The organism is Burkholderia pulmonis (genome assembly GCF_984667975.1).
The window spans coordinates 1,577,703-1,600,912 of the sequence record NZ_OZ480187.1 but is presented as its reverse complement, the minus strand read 5'-3'; the positions used below and the strand labels follow the sequence as shown (position 1 = coordinate 1,600,912).

Annotated in this window: 14 protein-coding genes and 3 pseudogenes; 12 read left to right on the top strand and 5 right to left on the bottom strand. The window is 62.8% G+C overall.

Features of this window, described 5'->3' with window-relative positions:
• Nucleotides 1-11 precede the first annotated feature (11 nt).
• From tssE to AC5LXK_RS23865, 10 genes and pseudogenes are all read left to right on the top strand, one after another.
• On the top strand, nucleotides 12-560 hold the full coding sequence (gene tssE, locus AC5LXK_RS23910) for a type VI secretion system baseplate subunit TssE (protein WP_493393944.1): 549 nt from the start codon (nucleotides 12-14) through the stop codon (nucleotides 558-560).
• A gap of 4 nt (nucleotides 561-564) precedes the next feature.
• Entirely contained in the window at nucleotides 565-2,436 is a 1,872-nt protein-coding gene (gene tssF, locus AC5LXK_RS23905; RefSeq protein ID WP_493393943.1) for a type VI secretion system baseplate subunit TssF, read from the top strand.
• Complete coding sequence (tssG, locus tag AC5LXK_RS23900) at nucleotides 2,433-3,536, top strand: type VI secretion system baseplate subunit TssG (RefSeq protein WP_493393942.1); 1,104 nt, start codon at nucleotides 2,433-2,435, stop codon at nucleotides 3,534-3,536. The genes tssF and tssG overlap by 4 nt, the downstream gene beginning before the upstream one ends.
• A 12-nt stretch (nucleotides 3,537-3,548) precedes the next feature.
• The gene (tssH, locus tag AC5LXK_RS23895) at nucleotides 3,549-6,206 is read left to right on the top strand and encodes a type VI secretion system ATPase TssH (RefSeq protein WP_493393941.1); all 2,658 of its coding nucleotides are present in this window, start codon (nucleotides 3,549-3,551) and stop codon (nucleotides 6,204-6,206) included.
• A complete protein-coding gene (locus AC5LXK_RS23890) occupies nucleotides 6,203-8,476 on the top strand; it encodes a type VI secretion system Vgr family protein (RefSeq protein WP_493393940.1) in 2,274 nt (757 codons plus the stop codon). Before tssH ends, AC5LXK_RS23890 begins: the two co-directional genes overlap by 4 nt.
• Nucleotides 8,477-8,532: 56 nt before the next feature.
• Nucleotides 8,533-9,156: a hypothetical protein gene (locus AC5LXK_RS23885; protein WP_493393939.1), complete on the top strand. Its 624-nt coding sequence runs from the start codon at nucleotides 8,533-8,535 to the stop codon at nucleotides 9,154-9,156.
• A 16-nt stretch (nucleotides 9,157-9,172) separates the two neighbouring features.
• A complete protein-coding gene (locus AC5LXK_RS23880; protein WP_493393938.1) occupies nucleotides 9,173-10,471 on the top strand; it encodes a hypothetical protein in 1,299 nt (432 codons plus the stop codon).
• Nucleotides 10,468-15,096: an RHS repeat-associated core domain-containing protein gene (locus AC5LXK_RS23875; protein WP_493393937.1), complete on the top strand. Its 4,629-nt coding sequence runs from the start codon at nucleotides 10,468-10,470 to the stop codon at nucleotides 15,094-15,096. Before AC5LXK_RS23880 ends, AC5LXK_RS23875 begins: the two co-directional genes overlap by 4 nt.
• Nucleotides 15,097-15,218: 122 nt before the next feature.
• Nucleotides 15,219-15,941 carry an SMI1/KNR4 family protein gene (locus AC5LXK_RS23870; RefSeq protein WP_493393936.1) on the top strand — a complete coding sequence of 241 codons (723 nt, stop codon included), beginning with the start codon at nucleotides 15,219-15,221 and terminating at the stop codon, nucleotides 15,939-15,941.
• A 25-nt stretch (nucleotides 15,942-15,966) separates the two neighbouring features.
• Nucleotides 15,967-16,107: pseudogene (locus AC5LXK_RS23865) on the top strand (IS5/IS1182 family transposase); the annotation flags it as partial.
• Between the two features lie 13 nt (nucleotides 16,108-16,120).
• On the opposite strand, the pseudogene AC5LXK_RS23860 reads toward AC5LXK_RS23865, so the two are convergent.
• Nucleotides 16,121-16,264 (bottom strand): annotated as a pseudogene (locus AC5LXK_RS23860) (transposase); the annotation flags it as partial.
• A 151-nt stretch (nucleotides 16,265-16,415) separates the two neighbouring features.
• Between AC5LXK_RS23860 and AC5LXK_RS23855 the strand changes: the two are divergent.
• On the top strand, nucleotides 16,416-18,026 hold the full coding sequence (locus AC5LXK_RS23855) for a right-handed parallel beta-helix repeat-containing protein (protein ID WP_493393935.1): 1,611 nt from the start codon (nucleotides 16,416-16,418) through the stop codon (nucleotides 18,024-18,026).
• A gap of 355 nt (nucleotides 18,027-18,381) precedes the next feature.
• On the opposite strand, the pseudogene AC5LXK_RS23850 reads toward AC5LXK_RS23855, so the two are convergent.
• Together AC5LXK_RS23850 and AC5LXK_RS23845 are read right to left on the bottom strand one after the other, a co-directional pair.
• Nucleotides 18,382-18,501: pseudogene (locus AC5LXK_RS23850) on the bottom strand (IS5/IS1182 family transposase); the annotation flags it as partial.
• Between the two features lie 277 nt (nucleotides 18,502-18,778).
• Nucleotides 18,779-19,387 carry a PadR family transcriptional regulator gene (locus AC5LXK_RS23845; RefSeq protein ID WP_493393934.1) on the bottom strand — a complete coding sequence of 203 codons (609 nt, stop codon included), beginning with the start codon at nucleotides 19,385-19,387 and terminating at the stop codon, nucleotides 18,779-18,781.
• A gap of 93 nt (nucleotides 19,388-19,480) precedes the next feature.
• On the opposite strand from AC5LXK_RS23845, the gene AC5LXK_RS23840 reads away from it, so the two are divergent.
• Complete coding sequence (locus tag AC5LXK_RS23840; RefSeq protein ID WP_493393933.1) at nucleotides 19,481-20,689, top strand: FAD-dependent oxidoreductase; 1,209 nt, start codon at nucleotides 19,481-19,483, stop codon at nucleotides 20,687-20,689.
• A 215-nt stretch (nucleotides 20,690-20,904) separates the two neighbouring features.
• Here the strand turns inward: AC5LXK_RS23840 and AC5LXK_RS23835 are convergent, their stop codons facing one another.
• Together AC5LXK_RS23835 and AC5LXK_RS23830 are read right to left on the bottom strand one after the other, a co-directional pair.
• On the bottom strand, nucleotides 20,905-21,306 hold the full coding sequence (locus AC5LXK_RS23835) for a hypothetical protein (RefSeq protein ID WP_493393932.1): 402 nt from the start codon (nucleotides 21,304-21,306) through the stop codon (nucleotides 20,905-20,907).
• A gap of 13 nt (nucleotides 21,307-21,319) precedes the next feature.
• A complete protein-coding gene (locus AC5LXK_RS23830) occupies nucleotides 21,320-23,056 on the bottom strand; it encodes a S10 family serine carboxypeptidase-like protein (RefSeq protein ID WP_493393931.1) in 1,737 nt (578 codons plus the stop codon).
• Nucleotides 23,057-23,210 lie beyond the last annotated feature (154 nt).

Sequence of the window (23,210 nt, the reverse complement as noted above, 5' to 3'; positions counted from 1 at the left end):
CGGAGACGACGATGGACGACCCGAGAACCCGCGACGGCCGGGAGGGCAGCCTGCGCGACCGGCTGCAGCCCGCGCTGCTCGACCGGCTCACCGACGACGCGCCGCAGCGCGCGGCCGAAGCGCCCGGCGCGCAATGGATCGGCACCGAACGGCTGCGTGCGGCCGTGCTGCGCGATCTCGCGTGGCTGCTCAACACGCGCAACGCCGAGGACGGCTTCGTCGACTGGTCGGCGTTCGCGCATGCGCAGGCGTCGGTGCTCAACTACGGGATGCGGCCGCTCGTCGGCAAGCCGATGTCGGGCGTCGAGCGGATGTCGGTCGAGGCGTCGATCCGCGATGCGATCGTCCGCTTCGAGCCGCGCATCGCACCCGACAGCATCGACGTCCGCAGCGTGATCGATGCGCCCGGCGGCCGCGCCGGCGAGCGACGCCACAACGTGCTGCTGTTCGAGATTCGCGGCACGCTGTGGTCGATTCCGCATCCGCTCGAATTCGTGCTGCGCTCCGACCTCGATCTCGAGACGGGCGCGATGTCGCTGCAATCGGTCGCGGGGGGCTGACGCGATGGATACGCGCCTGCTCGACTATTACAACCGCGAACTCGCGTACCTGCGCGAGCTCGGCGGCGAATTCGCGCAGCAGTTCCCGAAGGTCGCCGCGCGGCTGCGGCTGAATGAATCGGGGCCGCCCGACCCGTACGTCGAGCGGCTGCTCGAAGGCTTCAGCTTCCTCACCGCGCGCGTGCAGCTGAAGATGGATGCCGAATTCCCGCGCTTCACGCAAACGCTGCTCGATGCCGTGTATCCCGGCTATGTCGCGCCGCTGCCGTCGATGGCGATCGTGCGGTTCGCGCCGATGATGAACGAGGGCAGCCTCGCGCAGGGCTGGCGGCTGCCCGCCGGCACCGCGCTGCGCGCACGGCCGGTGGCATCCGAGCAGACCGCGTGCGAATTCCGCACCGCGCACGACCTGACGCTGTGGCCGCTCGAACTGACCGATGCGACCGTCACCGGCGCGCCGTCGTGGCTGCCGCGCGGCGCCTTCGCCGCGCGGCAGGACGTGCGCGGCGCGCTGCGCATCCGGCTGAAGGCACGCGGCGGCGCGAAGCTGTCGCAACTGCCGCTCGACCGGCTGACGTTCCATCTCGCCGGCCCCGAGCGCGATGCGCTGCATCTGCTCGAACTGATCGCCGCGCATGCGCTCGGCGTCGTGTGCCACGACCCGGGGCAGCCGCCGCGCTGGCTGCATACGCTCGACGCCGATGCGATCGTCCACGAAGGTTTCGATCCCGCGCAGGCGATCCTGCCCGACGACGGCCGCAGCTTCCACGGCTACCGGCTGCTGCGCGAGTATTTCGCGTTTCCCGCGCGCTTCCTGTTCTTCAGCATCGGCGGGCTGCGCGCCGCGCTGGCGCGTGCGACCGGCGACGAGTGCGAGCTGACCGTGCTGTTCGACCGGCACGACGCGGCGCTCGAAGCGGCCGTCGACGCGCGCCATCTCGCGCTGAACTGCACGCCGGCCGTGAACCTGTTCGCGCGCCGCGCCGATCGCATTCCGTTGCAGCCGGGCGCACGCGAACACCACGTCGTCGTCGATCGCAGCCGGCCGCTCGACTACGAGGTCTATGCGGTGCAGCGGCTTGCAAGCGAGCAACGCGACGACGGCCAGTCGCGCGAGTTCCGGCCGTTTCACGCGTCGTTCGCCAGCGATGACGGCAATTACGGCGCGTACTACACGGTGCGGCGCGAGCCGCGGCTGGTGTCCGCGCAAGCCCGCGCGAACGGCACGCGCACCGGCTACGTGGGCAGCGAGACCTACGTCTCGCTCGTCGACAGCCAGTGCGCGCCATACGACGAATCGATGCGCTACCTCGCCGCCGACACGCTGTGCACGAACCGCGACCTCGTGCTGCTGCAACCGCCCGGCGACGCGAATACGTTCACGCTGCGCGTGTCGGCCCCGGTCGAGCGCATTGTCGCGATCCGCGGCCCGTCGCGGCCGCGCCCGCCGATCGCCGACGCGCAAACCGCGTGGCGGCTGATCCGTCATCTCGGGCTCGCGCGCCACACGCTGACCGACCTCGACGACGACGAAGGCGCGCACGCGCTGCGCGAACTGCTCGGCCTGCATGCGGACCCCGCCGACGCCGCGATGCGACGGCAGATCGACGGCGTGCAGCGCGTCGCGTTCTCGCCGGTGTTCCGCCGGCTGCCGGCGCTCGGGCCGCTGATGTTCGGGCGCGGCGTGCAGGTCGACGTGACCGTCGACGACCACGCGTTTTCCGGCGACAGCCCGTTCCTGCTCGGCGCGGTGCTCGAACAGTTCTTCGCGCGCCATGTGTCGATCAATGCGTTCGCCGAGTGCGTGCTGACCAGCGTGCAGCGCGGCACGCTCGCACACTGGCCGGCGCGCATCGGCAGGCGGCCTGCGATATGAAACGCGAACCGTCACCCGGCATGCAGCCGGCCGCCGAAGCCGCGCGACGCGATGCGTGGTGGGCGCGGCTGCGTGCCGCGCCGCACGGCTACGACCTGTTCCAGGCGCTGCGCTGGCTCGATGCGCTGTCGCCGGGCCGCGCGCCGCTCGGGCGGGCCAGCCGGCCGCGCGACGAGCCCGTCCGGCTCGGGCAGCAGCCGTCGCTGGCGTTCGCCGCGTCGATGCTGGCCGGCGTGTACGACCAGGGCACCGCTCCGCCGCGCATCGCGATCCACGGTTTCGGGCTGTTCGGCCCGAACGGGCCGCTGCCGACGCACCTGACCGAATACGCTCACGAACGCGCGGCGCAGCACGACGATCCGACCTTTGCCGCGTTCGCGGACCTGTTTCATCACCGGCTGATCCTGCTGTTCTATCGCGCCTGGGCCGACGCACAGCCGACGGTGAGTCTCGACCGCCCGGAACGCGCACGGTTCGACGGTTATGTCGCGAGCCTGATCGGGCGGGCGGCACACGGCGACAAACCGGCCGCGCAAGCCGACACCGACACGCTTGCACCGCATGCGCGCTATTTCCATGCGGGCCATCTCGTGCGGCACACGCGCAACCCGGAAGGTCTCGTGCAGATCCTGCGCCGGCACTTCGGTGTCGATGCGCGCATCGTCGAGCATGTGCCGCAATGGGTCGCGATCGAGCGTTCCCAGCGCTGCACGATCCGCGCGACGCGGCCGACGATGCGGGTCGGCGCCGTCGCGCTCGGCATCGCGGTGCGTGACGCGCAATCGCGTTTCCGGATCGTGCTCGGCCCGCTGACGCTCGATGCGTACCGCCGCTTCCTGCCGGGCGGCCCGCACGCGCGGCAGCTTGCGCAATGGGTGCGCGAATACGTCGGCATCGAGTTCGACTGGGACGTGCAGCTCGAACTGGCCGCCGACGCGGTGCCGGCCACCGCGCTCGGCGCACCGCAGGGCATCGGCCGGACCGCATGGCTCGGGCAGCGGCTCGAACCGGGCCCCGCGCGCGACCTCGTCGTCCGCTACGACGTGCGGCGCGGCGGCTCGCCACGCGCCGGTGCGGCCCTTCATCGCGAAACCGCCTAACCGGGAACCGTCATGTCCGATATCGGTCGCGTCAACCTGTTCGGAAAACTGAATCCGCTTCTCTACGAGACGCTCGAGCAGGCGACCGGATTCTGCCGGCTGCGCGGCAATCCCTATGTCGAACTCGCGCACTGGTTCAAACAGCTGCTGCAACGGCCCGACGGCGATCTGCAGCGCGTACTGCGGCGCTTCGGGATCGAAGAAGCCGCGATCGATCGAGGGCTCGTCGCGGCGCTCGACAAGCTGCCGCGCGGCGCGGGCTCCGTGTCGGACCTGTCCGTGCACATCGACGACGCCGTCGAACGCGCATGGGTCTACGCGACGCTCAAATACGACGCGACGCGCATTCGCGGCGCGGTACTGCTGCTCGCGGTCCTGAAGACCCCCCAGTTGCGCAACGTGCTGGTGGCGATCACGCGCGAGTTCGAGCGCATCGTGCCCGACGTGCTCGCCGACGAACTGGAATCGATCGTCGAAGGTTCGCCGGAGGCGCAACCGGCTTCGCAGCGTGCACCGGCCGGCGACACGACTGCGCGCGGCACGACCGCCGCCGAAGGCTCCGCGCTCGCACGCTTCGCCGTCGACCTGACCGCCCGCGCACGGGCCGGCGAGATCGACCCCGTCGTCGGCCGCGACGCCGAGATCCGCCAGATCGTCGACATCCTGCTGCGACGCCGGCAGAACAACCCGCTGCTGGTCGGCGAGGCCGGCGTCGGCAAGACGGCTGTCGCGGAGGGCTTCGCGCTTCGGATCGCCGCCGGCGACGTGCCGCCGGTGCTGCGCGACGTCACGCTGTACCTGCTCGACATCGGGCTGCTGCAGGCCGGCGCGAGCGTGAAGGGCGAGTTCGAGAGCCGGTTGCGCGGCGTGATCGACGAAGCGATGTCCGCCGAGCGGCCAGCGATCCTTTTCATCGACGAAGTGCATACGCTCGTCGGCGCGGGCGGGGCGGCCGGCACCGGCGACGCCGCGAACCTGCTGAAACCGGCGCTCGCGCGCGGCCTGCTGCGCACGATCGGCGCAACTACGTGGTCGGAGTACAAGCAGTACATCGAGAAGGATCCCGCGCTGACGCGGCGCTTCCAGCTCGTCCACGTGCACGAACCGGAAGAAGCGGCCGCGCTGACGATGCTGCGCGGCCTCGCCGCGAAGCTCGAGGCTCACCACCGTGTGCTCGTGCTCGACGATGCGCTGCAGGCTGCCGTCACGCTGTCGCACCGTTACATTCCCGCCCGCCAGTTGCCGGACAAGGCGATCAGCCTGCTCGATACGGCCTGCGCGCGTGTTGCCGTCAGCCAGCACGCGGTGCCCGCGCCGATCGAGGACGCGCGCCGCCGTATCGACGGCCTGCGTGTCGAACAGGAGCGGATCGGGCGCGAGTGCGCGCTTGGTACAGGTGATGCTGCGCGGCGCGATGCGATCGACACCGGGATTTCAGCTGCACAGGTGGAACTCGACCGGCTGGATGCGCGCTGGCAAACCGAACGCGATGCGCTGTCGTCGATCGTCGAATCGCGTGCCGTGTTGCTCGACGATGATCCGTCGCACGCGCTCGATGCAGACGCCCGTGCCGCCGCGCAGGCGCGCCTCGCCGCCGCCCAGCAGGCGCTGGCCGACCTGCAGGGCGATGCGCCGCTCGTGTTGCCCGCGGTCGACACGCACGCGGTGGCGGCCGTCGTCGCCGACTGGACCGGCATTCCGCTCGGCCGGATGGTGCGCGACGAGACGCAGGCCGTGCTGAGGCTCGCCGATACGCTCGGCGAACGTGTCGTCGGCCAGCGGCATGCAGTCGAACTGATCGCCGAACGCATCCAGACCGCACGCGCGAAGCTCGACGATCCGACCAAGCCGCACGGCGTGTTCCTGCTGTGCGGGCCGTCCGGCGTCGGCAAGACCGAAACCGCGCTTGCGCTTGCCGACACGCTGTACGGCGGCGAGCACAACGCGATCACGATCAACATGAGCGAATTCCAGGAAGCGCACACCGTGTCGACGCTGAAGGGCGCGCCGCCCGGCTATGTCGGTTACGGACAGGGCGGGGTGCTGACCGAGGCCGTGCGCCGCCGGCCGTACAGCGTCGTGCTGCTCGACGAGATCGAGAAGGCCCACCGCGACGTGCACGAGATTTTCTTCCAGGTGTTCGACAAGGGCTGGATGGAAGACGGCGAGGGACGCGACATCGATTTCCGGCATACGGTGATCCTGCTGACGTCGAATGTCGGCGCCGATCGCGTAATGCAGCTGTGCCGCGATCCCGAGCGCCTGCCCAACGTACAGACGCTCGCCGATGCGCTGCGCGCGCCGCTGCTCGACGTGTTTCCCGCCGCGCTGCTCGGCCGGCTGACGGTGGTGCCGTACTACCCGCTCACCGACGCCACGCTCGCGCGGATCGTCGCACTGCAGTTGCGGCGCATCGAGCAGCGGATCGACCAGCATCACGGCATCCGGCTGCACTGTACCGATGCGGCGACCGCGCTGATCGTCGAACGCTGCCGGACCATCGAATCCGGCGGCCGCATGGTCGACGCGATCCTCACACATACCGTGATGCCGCGCATCGGTCGCGCGATCCTGCAGGCCACGCTCGAAGGGCGCGCACTGGCGTCGATCGAGGTGAGCGCGGCCGACGGCGAATTTACCTACCGGTTCGACGAGGAGACCACGACTTGAATCGCGTATTCACCCTCGACAGCCCGCACGGCGACGACCTGAAATTCCACACGCTCGACGGCAGCGACGAACTCGGCCGGCTGTTCGAATTCCGGATCGAGGCGCTGGCGGACAGCCACAGCCTGTCGCTGAAGGACATGCTCGGCAAGCCCGTGACGGTGAGCATCGAGCAGCAGGACCAGTCGACGCGCTACCTGAACGGCATCGTTGCACGCGCATCGCTCTCCGGCCGGCGCGCCGAACGGTATTACGGCTACGAGCTGATCGTGCGCCCGTGGCTGTGGCTCGCGACCCGCCGCTCCGATTGCCGGATCTTCCAGAACAAGACCGTGCCCGAGATCGTGCAGGAAGTGCTGTCGACGTACGGCTTTCCGATCGAGAACCACCTTGCGGAAACCTACGTGCCGCGCGAGTACTGCGTGCAGTACAACGAGACCGATGCCGCGTTCGTGTCGCGGTTGATGGAGTTCGAGGGCATCTATTACTGGTTCCGGCATGCGGAGGACACGCATACGCTGATGCTGAGCGACGCGATGTCGTCGCATGCGGCGCTGCCCGGCTACGAGACGATTCCGTACATCGCACGCGATCGCACCGCGATCGCCGACGAAGAGCACATCGACGGCTGGCTGCCCGCGCAGGAGGTCAGCGTCGGCAAGCACCAGACCACCGACTACGACTATACGAAGCCGCGCGCGGATCTTTCGTCGCAGAAGGTCGATCCGCGTGGGCACGACCACGACAGCTTTGCGTCGTTCGAATGGCCTGGTGGCTATCGCGACGATGCCCCCGGTGCGCATTACAGCCGCGTGAGGCTCGAGGAACAGCAGGCCGAGCACGAGCGGGCGAGTGCCGATACCGATGTGCGTGGCGCTGCGCCGGGTTACCTGTTCACGCTGGCACATTGCCCGCGAGCGGACCAGAACCGCGAGTACCTGATCGTGCGGTGCCAGTACCGGTTTCAGGAGAACGCTTATGCGAGCGACCAGGGCGCGGAGGCCGTCGTACATCAGACGATGATGCTCGTGCAACCGTCGAGCCTGCCTTACCGGTCGCCGCGAGATACGCCGCGCCCGCGGACCAACGGGCCGCAGACGGCGACTGTCGTCGGACCGCCGGGTGAGGAAATCTGGACCGATCAGTACGGGCGCGTGAAGCTGCAGTTTCGCTGGGACCGGTACGGGCAGAGCAACCAGGATTCGTCGTGCTGGGTGCGGGTGTCGAGCCCGTGGGCCGGCGGCGGGTTCGGTGGCGTGCAGGTTCCGCGGGTAGGTGATGAGGTCGTCGTCGATTTCCTGAATGGCGATCCGGATGAACCGATCGTCACCGGACGGGTTTACAACGGCGAGAAGATGCCACCGTGGGGGCTGCCGGGGAGTGCGACGCAAAGCGGGTTGTTGTCGCGGTCGTCGCCAGGCGGGACGACCGACCATGCGAACGCGTTCCGGTTCGAGGACAAGAAGGGCGCCGAGCAGCTGTGGATGCATGCGGAAAGGAACTTCGATGCGGAGACGGAGGCCGATCACACGCTTTCCGTCGGGAACAACCATACGCATACGGTCGGGAACGACGAAACGATGCAGGTGAAGAACAACCGGCAGAGGAGTGTGGGGCAGAACGAAACGCTGAATATCGGGCAGAACCGGACGTCGCAGATCGGTGCGAACGAGACGCATGGGGTGACGGGGAATCGCAGCGTGTCTGTCGATGGCAACAGTTCGCATACGGTGACGAAGGGGAATCACAACCTGGCGGTGGTTACCGGCACGCATGACGTTTTTGTCGAGGGAAACAGCACGCATGTCGTCGGTACCGGGTCGTATGTGACGAAGGTCAATACAGGCAACCATTCCGTGGACGTTAACAAAGTCGCGTCATTGGTGGCCGGCAACTACATCGACATGGGTGCAGGAAATAGCGGCATGTCGATCAACAAGGACAACATCGGCGTCTCCATCGGCGGAACCGCAAGCGATACCGGTGTCGGGATCAGTGGCGAGACAGGCGGTGTGGTCATCGTCGGACGCGGCAAAGGCGTCAGCATTTCGGGCTATGCGCCGGGCGTGAATATTTACGGCGAGAACGATCTCAATCTTTCCGGCAAGTCGACGGCCAATCTTCAGGCGCCGACGGTGAATATCGACAACGGCAAGGACAGCTGCAACGTCAATGTCACCGCGACGAGGATTGTCCTGTCGACCGGCGGCGGCTCCATCACGCTCGACGGATCGGGCGTAACGATCCAGGGGACGATCGCCCACATCAATTGATTTCGACCGGCAGCCTGCCGGCTGTCCGATGGCATTCGAAGCATGGGAGACATTCGATGGAAAACGAATCGGATCAGATGATGGTTGATGAAACGCTCGAAGCGGAAACGGTCGAGGCATTGCGCCGGTTGTTCGCCAACGATCCGACGCCGGATCGCACGCCACCTGCCGACCGCCGCGAATCGTCGACGATGATCGGCGAAGTAACCGATACGCATCATCCCGATGCGATGGGGCTCATTCGCGTGAAGTGGATCTTGCAGGACGACACCGAGTGCGAACGCTGGCTCGAGTGCGTGGACAGCGTGAAGCCCCGCATCGGTGATCGCGTGCTGCTGCAATCGCCGGCGAACTGGCCCGAGTACCTGATCGCCGGGTTGCTGACGCGGAAAGGGCATGGTGAACCGGTCGAACCGGTGGTCGAGCCCGCGATGGCGCTTTCGCTTGAAGCCGACAAGTGCGTGCAGATCGCGGATGCAACGGGCTGCCCGCTGCTGCAGGTGCGGGCATCACCTGACGGGCCTGTCGTCACGCTGTTGAACCGGAACGTGAACATCGAAGTCGCGGGCAAGCTGAGGTTGAGTGCGCAGACGCTCGAACTGGAAGGCGGGCGAGGTGGCGTCGATATCCGGACCGAAGCGGACACGGTCGTCCGCAGCCGGTACGTTCGTCTGAACTGAGAGGCGGCCTGACGTCATGCATCGTGAATTCTCCGCCATCGAATCGTCGATCGAAGCGTTCATCGATCAGCCGGACGATCCGACGCTGTTGATCGAAGCAACCGACAACGATGTCGTACCGGTTCTCAAGATGATGCAGTCGCTTGACGAACGCGTCGGCGATGCGGTTTTCCTTAATTTTCCGTTTCCTTGCGACTCTGCCGACGCGTATTTGCAGACATGCATGGAGGCGCTTGCACGCCAGATCGACGAAGCGAGCAGCGCGCGTATCGAACGCGGCGAAACAGGCTGGCCGCCATTGCCGTTGACCTGCACCGACCCGAGGCGCGCGCCGGCGACACGGCTGCGCGATGCCGTCATGCACGTTCGCACGCTGATGCCGGAAGGCACCAAGGTCGTCTGGGCATGGCTGCCGTCGCCGCTTGGCGATTTCGGCGGCTTCGCGAAGCTGGTGTTGCAATGCCTGGCGCTGAACGGCTTTGAGGAATGGATGGAAGGGCATCGGTTTTGTATCCGCGATGACCGGAAGCATCCGTGCCTGATTCCGCTTGCGCGCGATAGAAAGGCCGAGCATGTGCTGATTCTTCCTGTCGATTTCTCGTCGGAAAAGGCAACCCGCCATCTGGTCGACATCGCGAACGATGCGGCCCATACGATCGAGCAACGCATGGGTGCCTTGATGCAAATCGCCGGGATCGACCTCGCACACGGCAGGCTGCCCGATGCGCAGCGCAAGTACTACGCGCTCTTTTCATTTCATGCGGAGCGGAAGGACTCGACTGGTTGCGCTGTCGCGTTGCATGGTTTGGGTGACGTCGCATTGCGCCACGGATCACCGCGCGATGCGAAGGACTGGTACTTGCGTGCACTGCCTGCAGCACTCGATGGCCGGAATCTGCTGGTCGTGCTCAATGCGCTGATGGCGACGGGTGGGTGTTGCAACACCCTTGGCGAACATGCGAAGGCGGCGACCTATTTCGATCTGGCGAGCGGTGCGGCAGGCAGGCTGATGCTCGTGCATACGAAGATCGAGGCAATGGAGAAGGGCGGTGTCGCGTTGCTGGCATGTGGCCAGGCGGCGGAAGCCGCGAAAAGCTGGATCGCCGCGAAGGGATTGTGCGAGCAGTTCGGCTGCGAACGGCAGCGCATTTCCATCCTCGACCGACTCGTGGCGCTCTACGGAAACGCCGGTCTGAAAACCGAGGCGAGGGCGTATGAGCTGGAAAAGGATCCGCAGTACGTGGCTCGGTTGCAGGGAGCCATGGCGCCGGGCATACGCGACGCGACCGCTGGATACGAGCGAGTACGACCATGAGTGAAACGGCAAGCCGTTTGACGCGTGCGTCCGAACCCGCCGAGAGCCATACGGCGTCGGCTGAATCGAAGACGAACACTGCATGCGATTCGCTGCTCGGTACGGTCAAGTCGACCTTCGATCCGTTCAAGGAGACGTTCTCGTCGGAAGGCGGCGCATTCCACCACGTCAGTGAGGCGGTGAATGCGCTGGCTTCCGTACAGGGCATGCCGTCGCAGTTACTCAACACCGGTATTGCGCAAATCCCGCTGCTCGACAAGATGCCCGGGATGCCGGCGGCGACGATCGGGGTCCCCCATCTCGGCACGCCGCATGCGCATGCCCATCCGCCGAGCAACGGCTTTCCGTTGCCCAGTGTCGGCCTGACGATCGGCAGCGGTTGTTTGAGCGTGTTGATCGGCGGAATTCCGGCCGCCCGCGTGCTGGATATCGGCTATGCGCCGACTTGCGGAGGGTTGACGCCTTACTTCGACATTCAGACGGGTTCGAGCAATACGTTCATCGGCGGGATGCGTGCCGCGCGCATGGGCATCGACATGACACGGCACTGCAACCCGATGGGGCATGTCGGGAAGTCCGGCGGTGAAGCGGCGAGTGCTGCCGAGAAAAGCGAGGAGGTGGCGAGCGAGGCGGCGCAAGTGACCGGCCGGGCGAAAGCGTTGGGGCGGGCAGGGAAGGCTTGGTCGGTTGGTAACGCAGCAGTCGGGCCGGCGTCGGGGGTGGCGACTGCGGCCGATGACGCGTCGCAAGGGGAGATTGCCGCAGCGGCAATGATGGCTGCGCAGACGGCTGCGGATCTCGTGTTCATGATGCTCAGCAATCTGATGGGTAAGGATCCCGGTGTCGAGCCGAGTATGGGGACGTTGCTGCTCGGTGATCCGACGGTGCTGATCGGCGGGTTTCCGCTGCCGGACTCGCAGATGATGTGGCACGGGGCCAAGCATGGGATCGGGAAGAAGGTCAAAGCTCGACGAGCAGACAGGCAGAAAGAAGTCGCCCCGTGCAGGGACGGGCACCCCGTCGACGTGGTTAGAGGCACCGCAGAGAATGAGTTTGTCGACTACGAGACGAAGATTACGCCAGCGTTCAAGTGGGAACGCTACTACTGCAGCGGCTGGAGTGAGCAGGATGGAGCGCTTGGCTTCGGGTTTCGCCATTGCTTTCAGCACGAGTTGCGTCTGCTGCGCACGCGAGCAATCTATGTCGATGCGCTCAACCGGGAATATCCCATTCGCAGGAATGCAGCCGGCCGTTATCAAGGCGTCTTCGCCGGCCATGAACTGGAGCAGCACAACGGGTGTCGCTTCGTGCTCCGTCACGGCCGGCTCGGTGAAATGATTTTCGAGCGCGCGAACGAAACCGATCGCACGGCCAGGCCGGTGAACCATGTCTGGGACGGCGTCGAGAGCACGCTGGAATATTCCCGCAACGGCGCGCTCATGCGCATCGTCCAGGAAGAAGGCCTTGGCCGTCGTCGGCAACTGATCGACTTTCGCTACGATGACCGCGGCCATATCGTTGAGCTTGACCTCACGGACCCGCAGGGCGTGACGAAACGTATCGTCCATTACCGCTACGACGCGGCCGGATGTCTGGCGGTGTTTGTCGATCCCCTCGGCGCGGAGACATCGCACGGGTACGACGGTCGGCGCCTGATGATCCGGGAAACAAACGCGAACGGTTACTCATTCTCCTACCGATACGACAGCCAGGGCCGCTGTGTTGAGAGTGGTGGCCAAGACGGGCTGTGGCACGTAGCGCTCGATTACCAGCCAGGTCGCACCGTGGCGACTCGTGCCGATGGGGGCAAGTGGACGTTTCTGTACAACGAGGCGCGCACGGTGACGCGCATTGTGGATCCGTATGGTGGGGCGACCGAGCGAGTGATCGGCGACGACGGCCGCATTCTTCGCGAGATCGACTCGGGCGGACGTGTGATGCGCTGGCGCTATGACGAGCGCGGAGGGAACACGGGACGCATGGACCGATGGGGCAATCGCTGGCCGACGAGAGACGAAGCCCCTGTCTTGCCGAACCCATTGGCGCATACCGTACCGGTTACGCCGCTTGGTCTGCAATGGGGAGAGGTCAAGTCTACAGAGCTGACAGATATGGTTCTGCTTCCTCCAGAAATACAGAAAGTTGCGGAATCTCTATTTCAGCAGCCCGCATTTTCTCCCAGCGAACAACATGATGCCAGCGGGCAGGTAGTTGCTCGTACAGACGAACAAGGGGGAGTCGAGCGATTCCAACGCGATGCTGCCGGAAATATTGTTCAAGTCTGCGACAAAGACGGACGCGAGTACCAGTACCGCATCGCATCGTGGAACCTGCGCGAGAGTGAGACCGATCCGCTGGGCAACATTGTCCGATACCGGTATTCACCCAAGCAAGAGATCACGGCTATCGTCGATGCGAATGGCAACGAAAGCGCGTACACATACGACTACAAGGGCCGTATTACCGGCGTTACGCGGCATGGCGTAGCGCGTGAGGCCTACGCGTACGACGCGGGCGACCGGCTGATCGAAAAACGCGATGGGGCTGGGAACGTATTGCTGCGTTTCGAGGTGGGCGGGAATGGTCTGCAGCACACGCGCATCCTCGCGAGCGGCGAAACGCATACCTACGAGTACGACCAAGGCGGCAACTTCACCAGGGCGTCGACGGATAAGTTCGACGTCACACTCACATACGACGCATACGGTCGCCGCACAGGCGACAAACGCAATGGGCGCGGTATCGACCATTGCTTCGTCGATGGACGTCTCGAGAGCACTACCTATTTCGGGCGCTTCGTTGTGCGCTACGAAACGGGCCCATCTGGCAATGTGGTGATTCATACGCCGGGTGGTGGTATTCATCGACTACAGCGCGCAGCGGACGGCACGGTACTGCTGCGACTTGGCAACCGCACCAATGTGCTGTTCGGGTTCGATGCCGACGGTCGATGCACCGGGCGGCTGAGCTGGCCGGAGGGACACACGACAGAGGTCCATTGCGTGCAATACCGGTACAGCGCGATGGGCGAGTTGCGGGGCGTGATCGATAGCAAGGGCGGCGCCATAGAATATCAATATGATGCCGCCCACCGGTTGGTCGGCGAGAGTCGCGATGGATGGACCGTTCGACGCTTTGAGTATGATCGCGGCGGAAACCTCTTGTCGACGCCGACATGCCAGTGGATGCGCTATACCGAGGGCAACCGGCTTTCGAGCGCCGCGTGTGGTGCGTATCGCTACAACAACCGCAATCACCTGACCGAGCAGATCGAAGAAAATAACCGCCGCACGACCTATTACTACAACAGCATGGATCTGCTGGTACAGGTCAAATGGAGCGATCGCCAGGAGAGCTGGAAGTCTGAGTACGACGGCCTGTGCCGACGTATCGCGAAAGCGATAGGGCAAGCGCGCACGCAATACTTCTGGGACGGCGACCGCCTGGCCGCCGAGGTTGCACCAGACGGACGATTGCGGATCTACGTCTATGTGAATGAGGCGTCGTATCTACCGTTCATGTTCATCGATTATCCGAGCAGCGACGCTGAGCCGGAATCCGGCATCGCGTATTACGTTTTTTGTAACCAGGTCGGACTGCCCGAGCGGATCGAGGGCGACATGGGCCTGGAGGTATGGCGTGCGGAAGAGATCGAGCCTTACGGCTCGATTCGGGTGACAACGGGGAATGCGATTGAGTATGACCTTCGCTGGCCGGGGCATTGGTTCGACGTTGAAACCGGGTTGCACTATAACCGGTTCCGATCGTACAGCCCGGCCCTCGGGCGCTATTTGCAATCCGATCCAGCGGGGCAATCGGGGGGGATTAATCTGTACGCGTATACGGCGAATCCGCTCGTTTCTGTAGACGTGTTAGGGCTAGACGCGTGTCCACTACACGGGAATGAACCCTCCAGCGAGTGTCCTGATTGCGAGAGTAAAGAGGATCCGGGCATGACGGATCAAGAGAAGGCTCAAGAAAGGAAAAACAAGGAGATAAGACGGCTCAAGGACGAAATATCAGATCTGCAGACAAAAATTGGCGAACTAGAAACCCATATTAACGAGAAGCATGGTTTCGGCGCAGATCTTTATCATTATGATGAACCACATGTTTCCTCGCACGGCCACGACGCACAGCCTGACTCGCACGAAAATCAGCAGAATCGAATGAGTCATGCTATTGAAGCTAAGAAGAAGAAGATAACGGATCTGCAGAAAGACCTACGCGGCAGTACGCCGACCACCGCGCTAACCAACAAGGTTAATAAGGGCATCAAACTCCCAATGCCTGACTTTGCTCTACCGGGATTGATGATTACCGAAAGGCTGCATGCCGATCATATTGTCAGCTACAAGGCAATCACCGAGATGAATGGCTTCTGGGATCTGACGCCTAATAATCAGGAAAAAGTATTAAACTACGAGGCCAATTTCGCTGGCCTCAGCCCGACAGCCAATGAGTCGAGGGGAAGCAAAACCTTTGAAGAATGGACGAGGTACGAGACGGGGAAGATTGATGTCGACCCGGACTTTAGAAAAAAGATGATGGAGGAGGAAAAGAAATTGCATCCCAGGTTACAGCAATACATCCATCAATTGCTCGACGAGCAGCGTACTCGGTAGCTGCCGTACCGAATCCCGGACTGAACTGAGAGTGCCCTCATGCTCCTCATCGGTCTGATATAGTGACCATTGACCGTCCCAAAAGTAATAGGCGACCGGAGATAGAAAGGAGTGTTCGATAAATGGACAAGAAAGCGGTGCTCGCCAAACTGGAATGGTTCATCGACTTACCAAGGCTTGCAACTACCCCGGATGAAGTGCCGCCTCAGAACAACGTGCCGGAATCGTGGCTGACGATTCTGCAGCAGGATCTTGGTGCCAAACGAGACGCTGTGCTTGAAGGTTGGGGGGAATTTGCAGCGAATGTCCCATCGGCCGAACACTTCGTGCGAACCCAGTTGCAAGACGTGCTAATCCTGTTCCAGCGCGAAGCGCCGTCTCTTCTGTATGTCTATACTGCTGACCAGGGAGATGTTAACTTCTTTGAAGGTCGCGTTCCGCTTCAAGAGCCCGTACCTGAAAAGCTCGGAGCCGTTTGGCAGTCGGTACCGCAGGGCCTACGACAATTTTACTCAGAGGTCCACAACGGCTGGACATTCCTCGCCTCTAACGCAATGGGCCCGCTACCGCTTCGGAACTGGTGCTTCCTTTCGGAGGACCATTTCGATCTGAGCCCCGACACAATCGCCCGGATGCCGGTGGATCCGCAACAGGTCGTCACGGTCTTCCAGAACGGGGCGGGTGACTATTTGTGCCTGAACGTCGCTGCTTGCAACGAAAATGGCATTGCATCCGGGCTTATCTACTGGCATGAAAAACCTACAGAGCCTGATTTTGTGGACTTTTGGCCCACTATGAATACTTGGATTGGCATTTTTCTGGAGAATGCCGATCCGTACCCGTGAGCAGCCTTTTCCTCTCTCTGAGCCCGCAGTGCCGGGTCTGAATGGGCAGCCCCGCAAACGCCCGTGCAAGCTGCATGCGGACAAGGGCTACGACTTTGCTCGCTGTCGGCGTTACCTGACGCAGCGTGGCATCATGGCCCGTATCGCTCGGCGCAGCGTGGATTCGTTGATGACTTGTGATTGACGCCGTGCCGGCGAGCCACGCCCGACACCGATGTGCCCGGCTCGAACGTCTCCTGCACGATTGCCACTCTTTCCCGCAGGGAGCGCCGCCGGCGGCGCTCCGGCTCCATCAGAATTTCGACTCCAGGTATGTTGGGCATAGTCTTAAAGCTAATCACTGGACTACCCTCTATTTTGAGAGATGCTGGGTGTCCGGAGATTCAGAGAGATCTTCCACTGCCGACCACCATGCCCGCCTCAAAGGGCATTGTCTGGAATAATGACGGCGTCATTTCCCGCTCCTGACCGACCATGATCAAGAAAATTCTTCTGACGGCCCTTTTGGTACCGGCGATGGCGATCGCCCAGACGTATCCGAACACGACCGTTCCGACGAACGCGGCACTGCAGGCGGTCGCCACAACGACGACGAGTGTGGTCACTCGGCTCGGGTTCTATACTGCAGGCGACGCCCCGCCGCTAATTTACACGGCGAGCGCGAGCGCGTGCTCGCTCAGTTCGGGCAACGGAGACAACGGTTCGCAGGTCAAGAGCGCGGACGGTAAATGCTGGCTCGCGAGCTTTCCGTCCGGCCCCGAAGACGTTCGCGAATGGGGCGCCAAGGGCGACGGCTCGACGGACAACACGACGGTGATGAACGCGGCGCACGCGACCGGCGCCGTCATCCGCTATCCGGTCGGCACGTGGAATTTCACGACGCTCAGCGCCTTTTCTTCCGGCGGCATTGTCGGAATGGGGCGCACGGCGACTCGCCTGAACTCGACCGATACCTCGTCGTCGAATTTGATCGTATTCAATGGCTCGGCCTATTCGCCGATTTTCAAAGACTTCGCGTTAACTGCACCCGTCTCGTCGAACCTTCCCGTCAAAACGGGGGGGGCGTGCCTTCAGCTCAATCCAACGTCGGGCGAGATCGACTACGCGCATTTCGACAATGTGACGCTCGCGTACTGCCCGATCGGTATCGATTTCGTCGCGGCGGCGTACTGGTCGATCAACAATTCGGAGTTTCTAGGTTACAACGCCGCCGGCATCCAGGTCGCGAATACCAACAATACCGACGCTGGGGATAGCGTCGTTCAGGGTTCGCTGTTCAACACGCCCGGTACCGCGGGCGTCGCCGTTCTGTGGAAATCGTCGGGCGGCCTAAAAGTCATCGGCAACAAAATGCTTGGCGGCAATGTCGGCTTCGGCATGCAGTTCAATGGCGCGTCCAACACGAGTGATATTCTGCTAGTCGGCAACTCGATCGAGAACATGACCTCGCAAGCGATTTCGCTTGCGCGCCCGGGCACGGGCACGTCCGGTACGTTCAAGGTTTCGAACATCGTCATCGTAGGCAATCAGATGGGAGTCGAGCCGACATGCCTGCAGACCGATGGAAGCAGTTTCATCAATGAGCTGACGTACACGGGCAACGTCTGCAATCTTTCGAGCAGCACCAGTTATGGCGTTCAGTTGTCAACCGTCACCGATTTCGACATTTCGGGCAATACCTTCAAGGGAAACGGCGGTGGCCCGACGGGGATCTCGATCCTATCGAGCAGCTCGAACGGCAAGATCGGCAAGAACGTTTATGCTTCTCTCTCGACGACCGTTTCGAACAGCAGCACAAGCACGATCGTAGACCTAGATTCGCAGACGGGAACCACAACGACGGCCGCGACCGGATGGAGCGGCTACGGCACGCTCTTTTCGTCGCCGACCACGAGCGTCACGTTCCCTGTCGCCTATACGGTGGCTCCGTCCGCTTCTAGCATTACACTGACGCCGACGAGCACGAATGGGGCCGTCAGTTATCTGATCACCGCGGTATCGACTACGGGCTTTTCGTACATCGCGATTTCGAGTGTGACCAATGTGGCTGCATCGTTCTCGTGGCAGGCCGGCGGCATCAAGTGATGAGATTGGGTGAGCGCCTGGAAAATAGCATTCGCTCGAGTTGTCGCGCGATGACCAGCAGAACGGCGCACCCACATACCAGAATTGGGATTCCGAACATTGCTCCGTTTTCCGTGAATTTCGGGTACTCGCGCGCCAAGGCATCGATCACGCATTGGTGTGCGCGGTACACGAACATGGATGCGAAAGATATGCGCTCGACGATGACCGAAGCGGAAAATGTGCTGAGCATATTTCGCGCCGAATAGAACAGCAGGAACGATGCAGTCACTACAGGCAGGGAGGCCCGCCTTTCGGATCTGGAGAATCGTATGAGGGCACCCCGACTACGTCGCGAGAATTTTGCTAAGAGTCGCTAACACAAGTCATCAACGAAGCGTGAACAGATAACGGCAGCAGCAAGGGAGGGCAGCGCAACATGAATGTCAAGACGACGCTCGAAGCGAATGCGCAGTTTGCCGAAACCAGCAATCCAGGTTGTGTTAGCGACTCTAAGAGTTTCCGTCAATATTTGACATAACGTGAATTATCGACAGTTTTGATTGTAGTGGCTAGATTGAAATGTCCGCTTTTGGCTACATAGAAATGTCCGCTTTCGGGCCGCGTAAGCTGTCCGGCGCCGGGTGTCCAGCGCCGGAGGCTGCGACGGCTGCAACGGAACGGATCACGATGACGATGCCCGAACTGGATTGAAATTTGAGGCTCGACATCGCCGGAACAGCTACAGCAAACCAGCCGCCCCCCTGGACGAATTACCCGAACTGAGCAGCGAGTTCCCGCAAATATTGCTCGCTCCAGGTCATCGCACCCGACTCGAGCGCCGAGATCAATCCGTCCAGCCATGTGATCTCGGCTTTCAGCAACACCTGCTTGTACTCGTCGTCCAGCATGACGAGACGCGGCAACCCCTTGTTCTGCCACGTCCTGAACGTCGACTCCGACTCGGCCAATTGCAGCTTCAGCGTGTCACGGCGTTGCTGAAGCTGCGTGCGCGCGACCTCGGGTGTCAGCGCCATGATCGTCGCGAGCGCGGCCGGGAACTCGTTGAATTCGCGCCGAGGCTCGCCGAGCATCGTTTCCAGCCACGCGTAGAACGTCTTCCTGCCCAGCGGCGTGATCTCGTAGACCACCCGCTCGGGACGCCCTTCCCCTTGCGCCGTCTCGCGAACGCGGATGAATTCGGCCGTCTTCAGCTGTGAGAGGGTCTGGTAGACGCTGTTGCGTTGCGCGACGTTGACCACGTTGTCCTTGCCACGTTGCCGGATGAGTTCGTGCATGCGGTACGCGTGCGACGGGGCCTCCAGCACGAAGCCGAGAATCACCATCGCGAGCGGAGAAGGTTGCCTCGTGCGGGGTTTCAATTGTGGATCCTGGTATCGAAGAGTGGCATGTCTTGCCTGCATAGTCATACTTTGACTATACTGTAGTCATAATATGATTATGAGGTGGTCGAAATGGAGAAAGTGCAGCATGCGTTGATCGCCGGCGGTGGCATCGCGGGCCCCGTTGTCGCGCTGGCGCTGGCCAGGGCCGGTATTCGCTCGACCATCTACGAGTCGTATGCCTCACCGGCGGACGGCATCGGGGCGAGCCTGATGGTTTCGCCCAACGGGCTCGAGGCACTGAAGATCGTCGGCGTGGATGCCGCGCTTCGCGCGGTGAGCCAGCCGATTGCCCATATGGCCATGGCGGATGGCCGGGGCAAGGTGCTGACCCGTTTCGATGGTGTGGAAGGCATGCAGCCGAGCCGCGTCGTGTATCGCTCCGATCTGTACCGGGTGCTGCGCGATGCCGTGGTGGCAGCGAACATTCCGGTCGTGCACGGCAAGCGGCTCGTGAGCGCGAGCGAGACGGCCGACGGTGTCAGCGCGTCGTTCGAAGACGGCAGCCACGCGAGCGGCGACATCCTGATCGGCGCGGACGGCATCCGGTCCGCGGTGCGTGGCTTGATCGATCCCGGCGCGCCGGCGCCGCACTATGCGGGAACCCTGGGGTTTGGCGCGCTGGTGCCGCTCGATACCCTGCGCATTCCCGTCGACACGATGACCTTCGTGTTCGGCAAGCATGCGTTTCTTGGCTACTGGGCGGATCCGGATCGCGGCATCTGCTGGTTCGGCAATCTGCCGTATGCGATGCCTGCGTCGATCGAGGCGGTGCGTGAGATTCCGTCGGCACAGTGGCTCGCGCAACTGCGCGAGCTGTACGCGGATGACTATCCCGCGCAAACGCTGCTGCGAAACACCGCCCCTGATCAGCTACTGGCGCCCATTGCCAGCGAGATGATGCCGCCTGTTCCGCGCTGGCATAGCGACCGCATGGTGCTGGTCGGCGATGCCGTACACGCGCCTTCGTCGAGTTCGGGCCAGGGCGCGTCGCTGGCCATTGAAAGTGCGATTCAGCTCGCACGTTGTTTGCGCGATATTGCGTCGCCCTCGCTGGCATTCGCATGCTACGAGCAGTTGCGTCGCGGGCGTGTCGAAACGATCGCGGCGGCGGCGGCCAGGACCAACACCCGCAAGGCAATGGGACCGTTGGGCAAGGCGCTGATGCACTTCGTCATGCCTGTCGCGCTGAAGACGGTTTTCAATCCGGCGAAGCGGCTGGCTTCCGATCACGCGTATCGGATCGACTGGAACGCCCGTGCGCTCCCGGCGTCGCATTGACCGGTGGAATCGCGGCGAGCAGATTGTCGACAGCACGTCCTTTGCGCTATCGCCAAGGCCCGGGATCACCTCGAATATGGGGTCGTTGATGGCGAACCGGGGCGCGAGTTGCTTTCAAGCAAGCGACTCGCGCGGGAGATCTCACTCCGGCACGAGCCGCCTTCAAGCCGGACCGATACCTGGCTGCATGGACACGGCCCGGACGCTACGTCACCTCACAACTGCTGATTCTGTTTCGTCGCATTCTTCATGCGCATGATGTGCTGCGGCGTTCGTTCAGACATGAACCGCAGCACGTCGTCGAGCCGGACATAGCCCGTCCCCGCACGATCGATCTCCGAAAAATGGTCGCTGACCAGTCCCCAGCCAGCCGCCTTGGCCTGTGTTTTCGACAGGAGTCCGTCGGGATTGCCGCCGGTGGCGGCGGTAAAACGCTGGGCGACCTGGTTATCCACGTCCCGGGTAACGGAGCCTTCCGATTGCTTGGGCGGTTGAACCCAGCCCTCGGGCGGCGGTGGCGGCTTCGGCATATCGTCATAGGCAAGCGCCGCGCCGATGCCTGACATCGAAATGACGGAGGCGGCTACGGTGAAACCAAAATAAGTCACGATTTTCATAGCTGTCCTCGGCTTACAGTAAGGAACCGTCCGCGATACGCGCCGGCGACGTGTAATAGCTGTCGATCGTCTGTTTCAGTGGCGCGCGCGATGCCTCCGTGTTGTAGATCATGTGCCCGCCTTCGAACCATTTGACCGGGATGCGATCGCTCAGGTTCACCCCCTCGAGATCCAGTTCGGTCTGGAAACCAGGCGTCGCGATATCTTCATAACCGTGAAGAATCAGCAGCTTGGCATCGGGGTTGGCAGTCAGCACGGCCTGGATGTCGGTAATGCTCTGCGGGTAATAGGATTTGCTCCCTGCCCTCTGCCATTTCCAGTTCCCTATCGTCGCATTATTCAGCGGCTGGTAGCTCGACTGGGTCTTGTAGTTGACGAAATCGGGGAAATACGTCTTCAGCTGATTCAGGAAGGCCACGTCGATGTAGCTGTCCGCGGCGAAGCTGTTCCCGTTCGGCACCTTCATGCGCGCATCATAGCGACCGAGGTTGTAGCCCGGAACCAGCGCGCTTCGAAACGGCCCCGGCGTGTAGTTGAACGAACTCTTCCAGGTCGACGCGGGAATCCCGGTATAGTCGGCCATCCGGTTCAGGAGCGCCTGGCCCGCAGCGCTTGCCGCGTACGCATTCCATTGGTTGTTCGGTCGGCCGTTGTTGAAATAGGCACCGTAGGTCGTCTGGAACGTCGTCCTCGCCAGCGTGCGCAACTCGGCGAGATACTGCTCCTGTGTTTGCGTGCCGCGCTTGACGGATTTCTTGAAGTAGTCCGCCGTCATCGCGTAGGACGGGATGTAACCCTCGCAAGTCACCCGCCCGCCCATCATGTCGCAATTGGAGTTGTAGTCGACGAGCGGCGAATTGAGGATGAATCCTGCCAGGACCTTGGCCGGCTTGCCGGACGGATCGGGAGCATAGCCGCTGGTGCCCGCCTGCTCCAGCAGGTTGGCGACGATCGGCGTGCGGATGCCGCCGTAGGATTCGCCGTACAGGTACTTCGGCGAGCTCTGCCGGCTGTACTTGTTCGTATAGCTCGTGATGAAGTCGGCCACCACCTGGGCATCGACGTCGGTTCCCCACAGATCGCCGTTCTTGAGCGGCTCGATGGCCGTGGAAAGGCCCGTCCCCGGCGGATCGACGAAGACGATATCCGACTGGTCGAGCAGCGAAATCGCATTGTCCTCGAACGGAAAGCTGTCGGGCTGCTTCGTCGGATCGGGCATGTTCGGCGCATCGGACTTGAGCCGTTTCGGGCCCCACGATCCCATGTGCAGCCAGATCGATGCCGAACCGGGGCCGCCGTTCCACAGGAACGTGACCGGGCGATTCTCCTTGGGCAGGGCGTCCCGCGTATACGCCGTGTAGAAGATCGCCGCCTCGGCCTTCTTGCCCGACGCGTCCTGCCGGTAGGCAACCAGGTGCCCGGCGCGGGCAACGTACGGCAGCACCTTCCCGTTGATGGTGATCGTGTGTTGCTTGACCGACGATTCCTCGTTGATCCTGGACATCGCGATCGATCCGTTGATCGTCGTATCGTAGGTGTTGCCGTCATTCAACACCTTGTCGGCCGGCGCGACTCTGGCGAACACGTCCAGTTCCGATTCGTCTGCCGTCGCGACCGGCGTTGACGGCGTGGTGACCGTCGTGCTCGCCGCGCTCACGGCGGTGGATGACGGGTCGTCACCCCCGCATGCGGCCAGCACTGCAGTAGCGAGCGCTGTGGCCACGGCCCAGACTGGAATTCTCATGGTCATCGATCAATCTCCTGAACAGTTCGATTCATTAGATATGCTTATAAAGCAACAACGACTTCGACCAACCCGGAAACCCCTCTTCACCTACCTCGTCGTGCCCGATGGAATCGGCCATGCATCCCGACGCCGACCATCGGTGCACGCGTCCCCCTGC

Coding starts and splice junctions, on each gene's coding strand:
- tssE (WP_493393944.1), top strand. CDS start 12: ATGGACGACCCGAGAACCCGCGACGGCCGGGAGGGCAGCCTGCGCGAC.
- tssF (WP_493393943.1), top strand. CDS start 565: ATGGATACGCGCCTGCTCGACTATTACAACCGCGAACTCGCGTACCTG.
- tssG (WP_493393942.1), top strand. CDS start 2,433: ATGAAACGCGAACCGTCACCCGGCATGCAGCCGGCCGCCGAAGCCGCG.
- tssH (WP_493393941.1), top strand. CDS start 3,549: ATGTCCGATATCGGTCGCGTCAACCTGTTCGGAAAACTGAATCCGCTT.
- AC5LXK_RS23885 (WP_493393939.1), top strand. CDS start 8,533: ATGGAAAACGAATCGGATCAGATGATGGTTGATGAAACGCTCGAAGCG.
- AC5LXK_RS23880 (WP_493393938.1), top strand. CDS start 9,173: ATGCATCGTGAATTCTCCGCCATCGAATCGTCGATCGAAGCGTTCATC.
- AC5LXK_RS23875 (WP_493393937.1), top strand. CDS start 10,468: ATGAGTGAAACGGCAAGCCGTTTGACGCGTGCGTCCGAACCCGCCGAG.
- AC5LXK_RS23870 (WP_493393936.1), top strand. CDS start 15,219: ATGGACAAGAAAGCGGTGCTCGCCAAACTGGAATGGTTCATCGACTTA.
- AC5LXK_RS23855 (WP_493393935.1), top strand. CDS start 16,416: ATGATCAAGAAAATTCTTCTGACGGCCCTTTTGGTACCGGCGATGGCG.
- AC5LXK_RS23840 (WP_493393933.1), top strand. CDS start 19,481: ATGGAGAAAGTGCAGCATGCGTTGATCGCCGGCGGTGGCATCGCGGGC.
- AC5LXK_RS23835 (WP_493393932.1), bottom strand. CDS start 21,306: ATGAAAATCGTGACTTATTTTGGTTTCACCGTAGCCGCCTCCGTCATT.
- AC5LXK_RS23830 (WP_493393931.1), bottom strand. CDS start 23,056: ATGACCATGAGAATTCCAGTCTGGGCCGTGGCCACAGCGCTCGCTACT.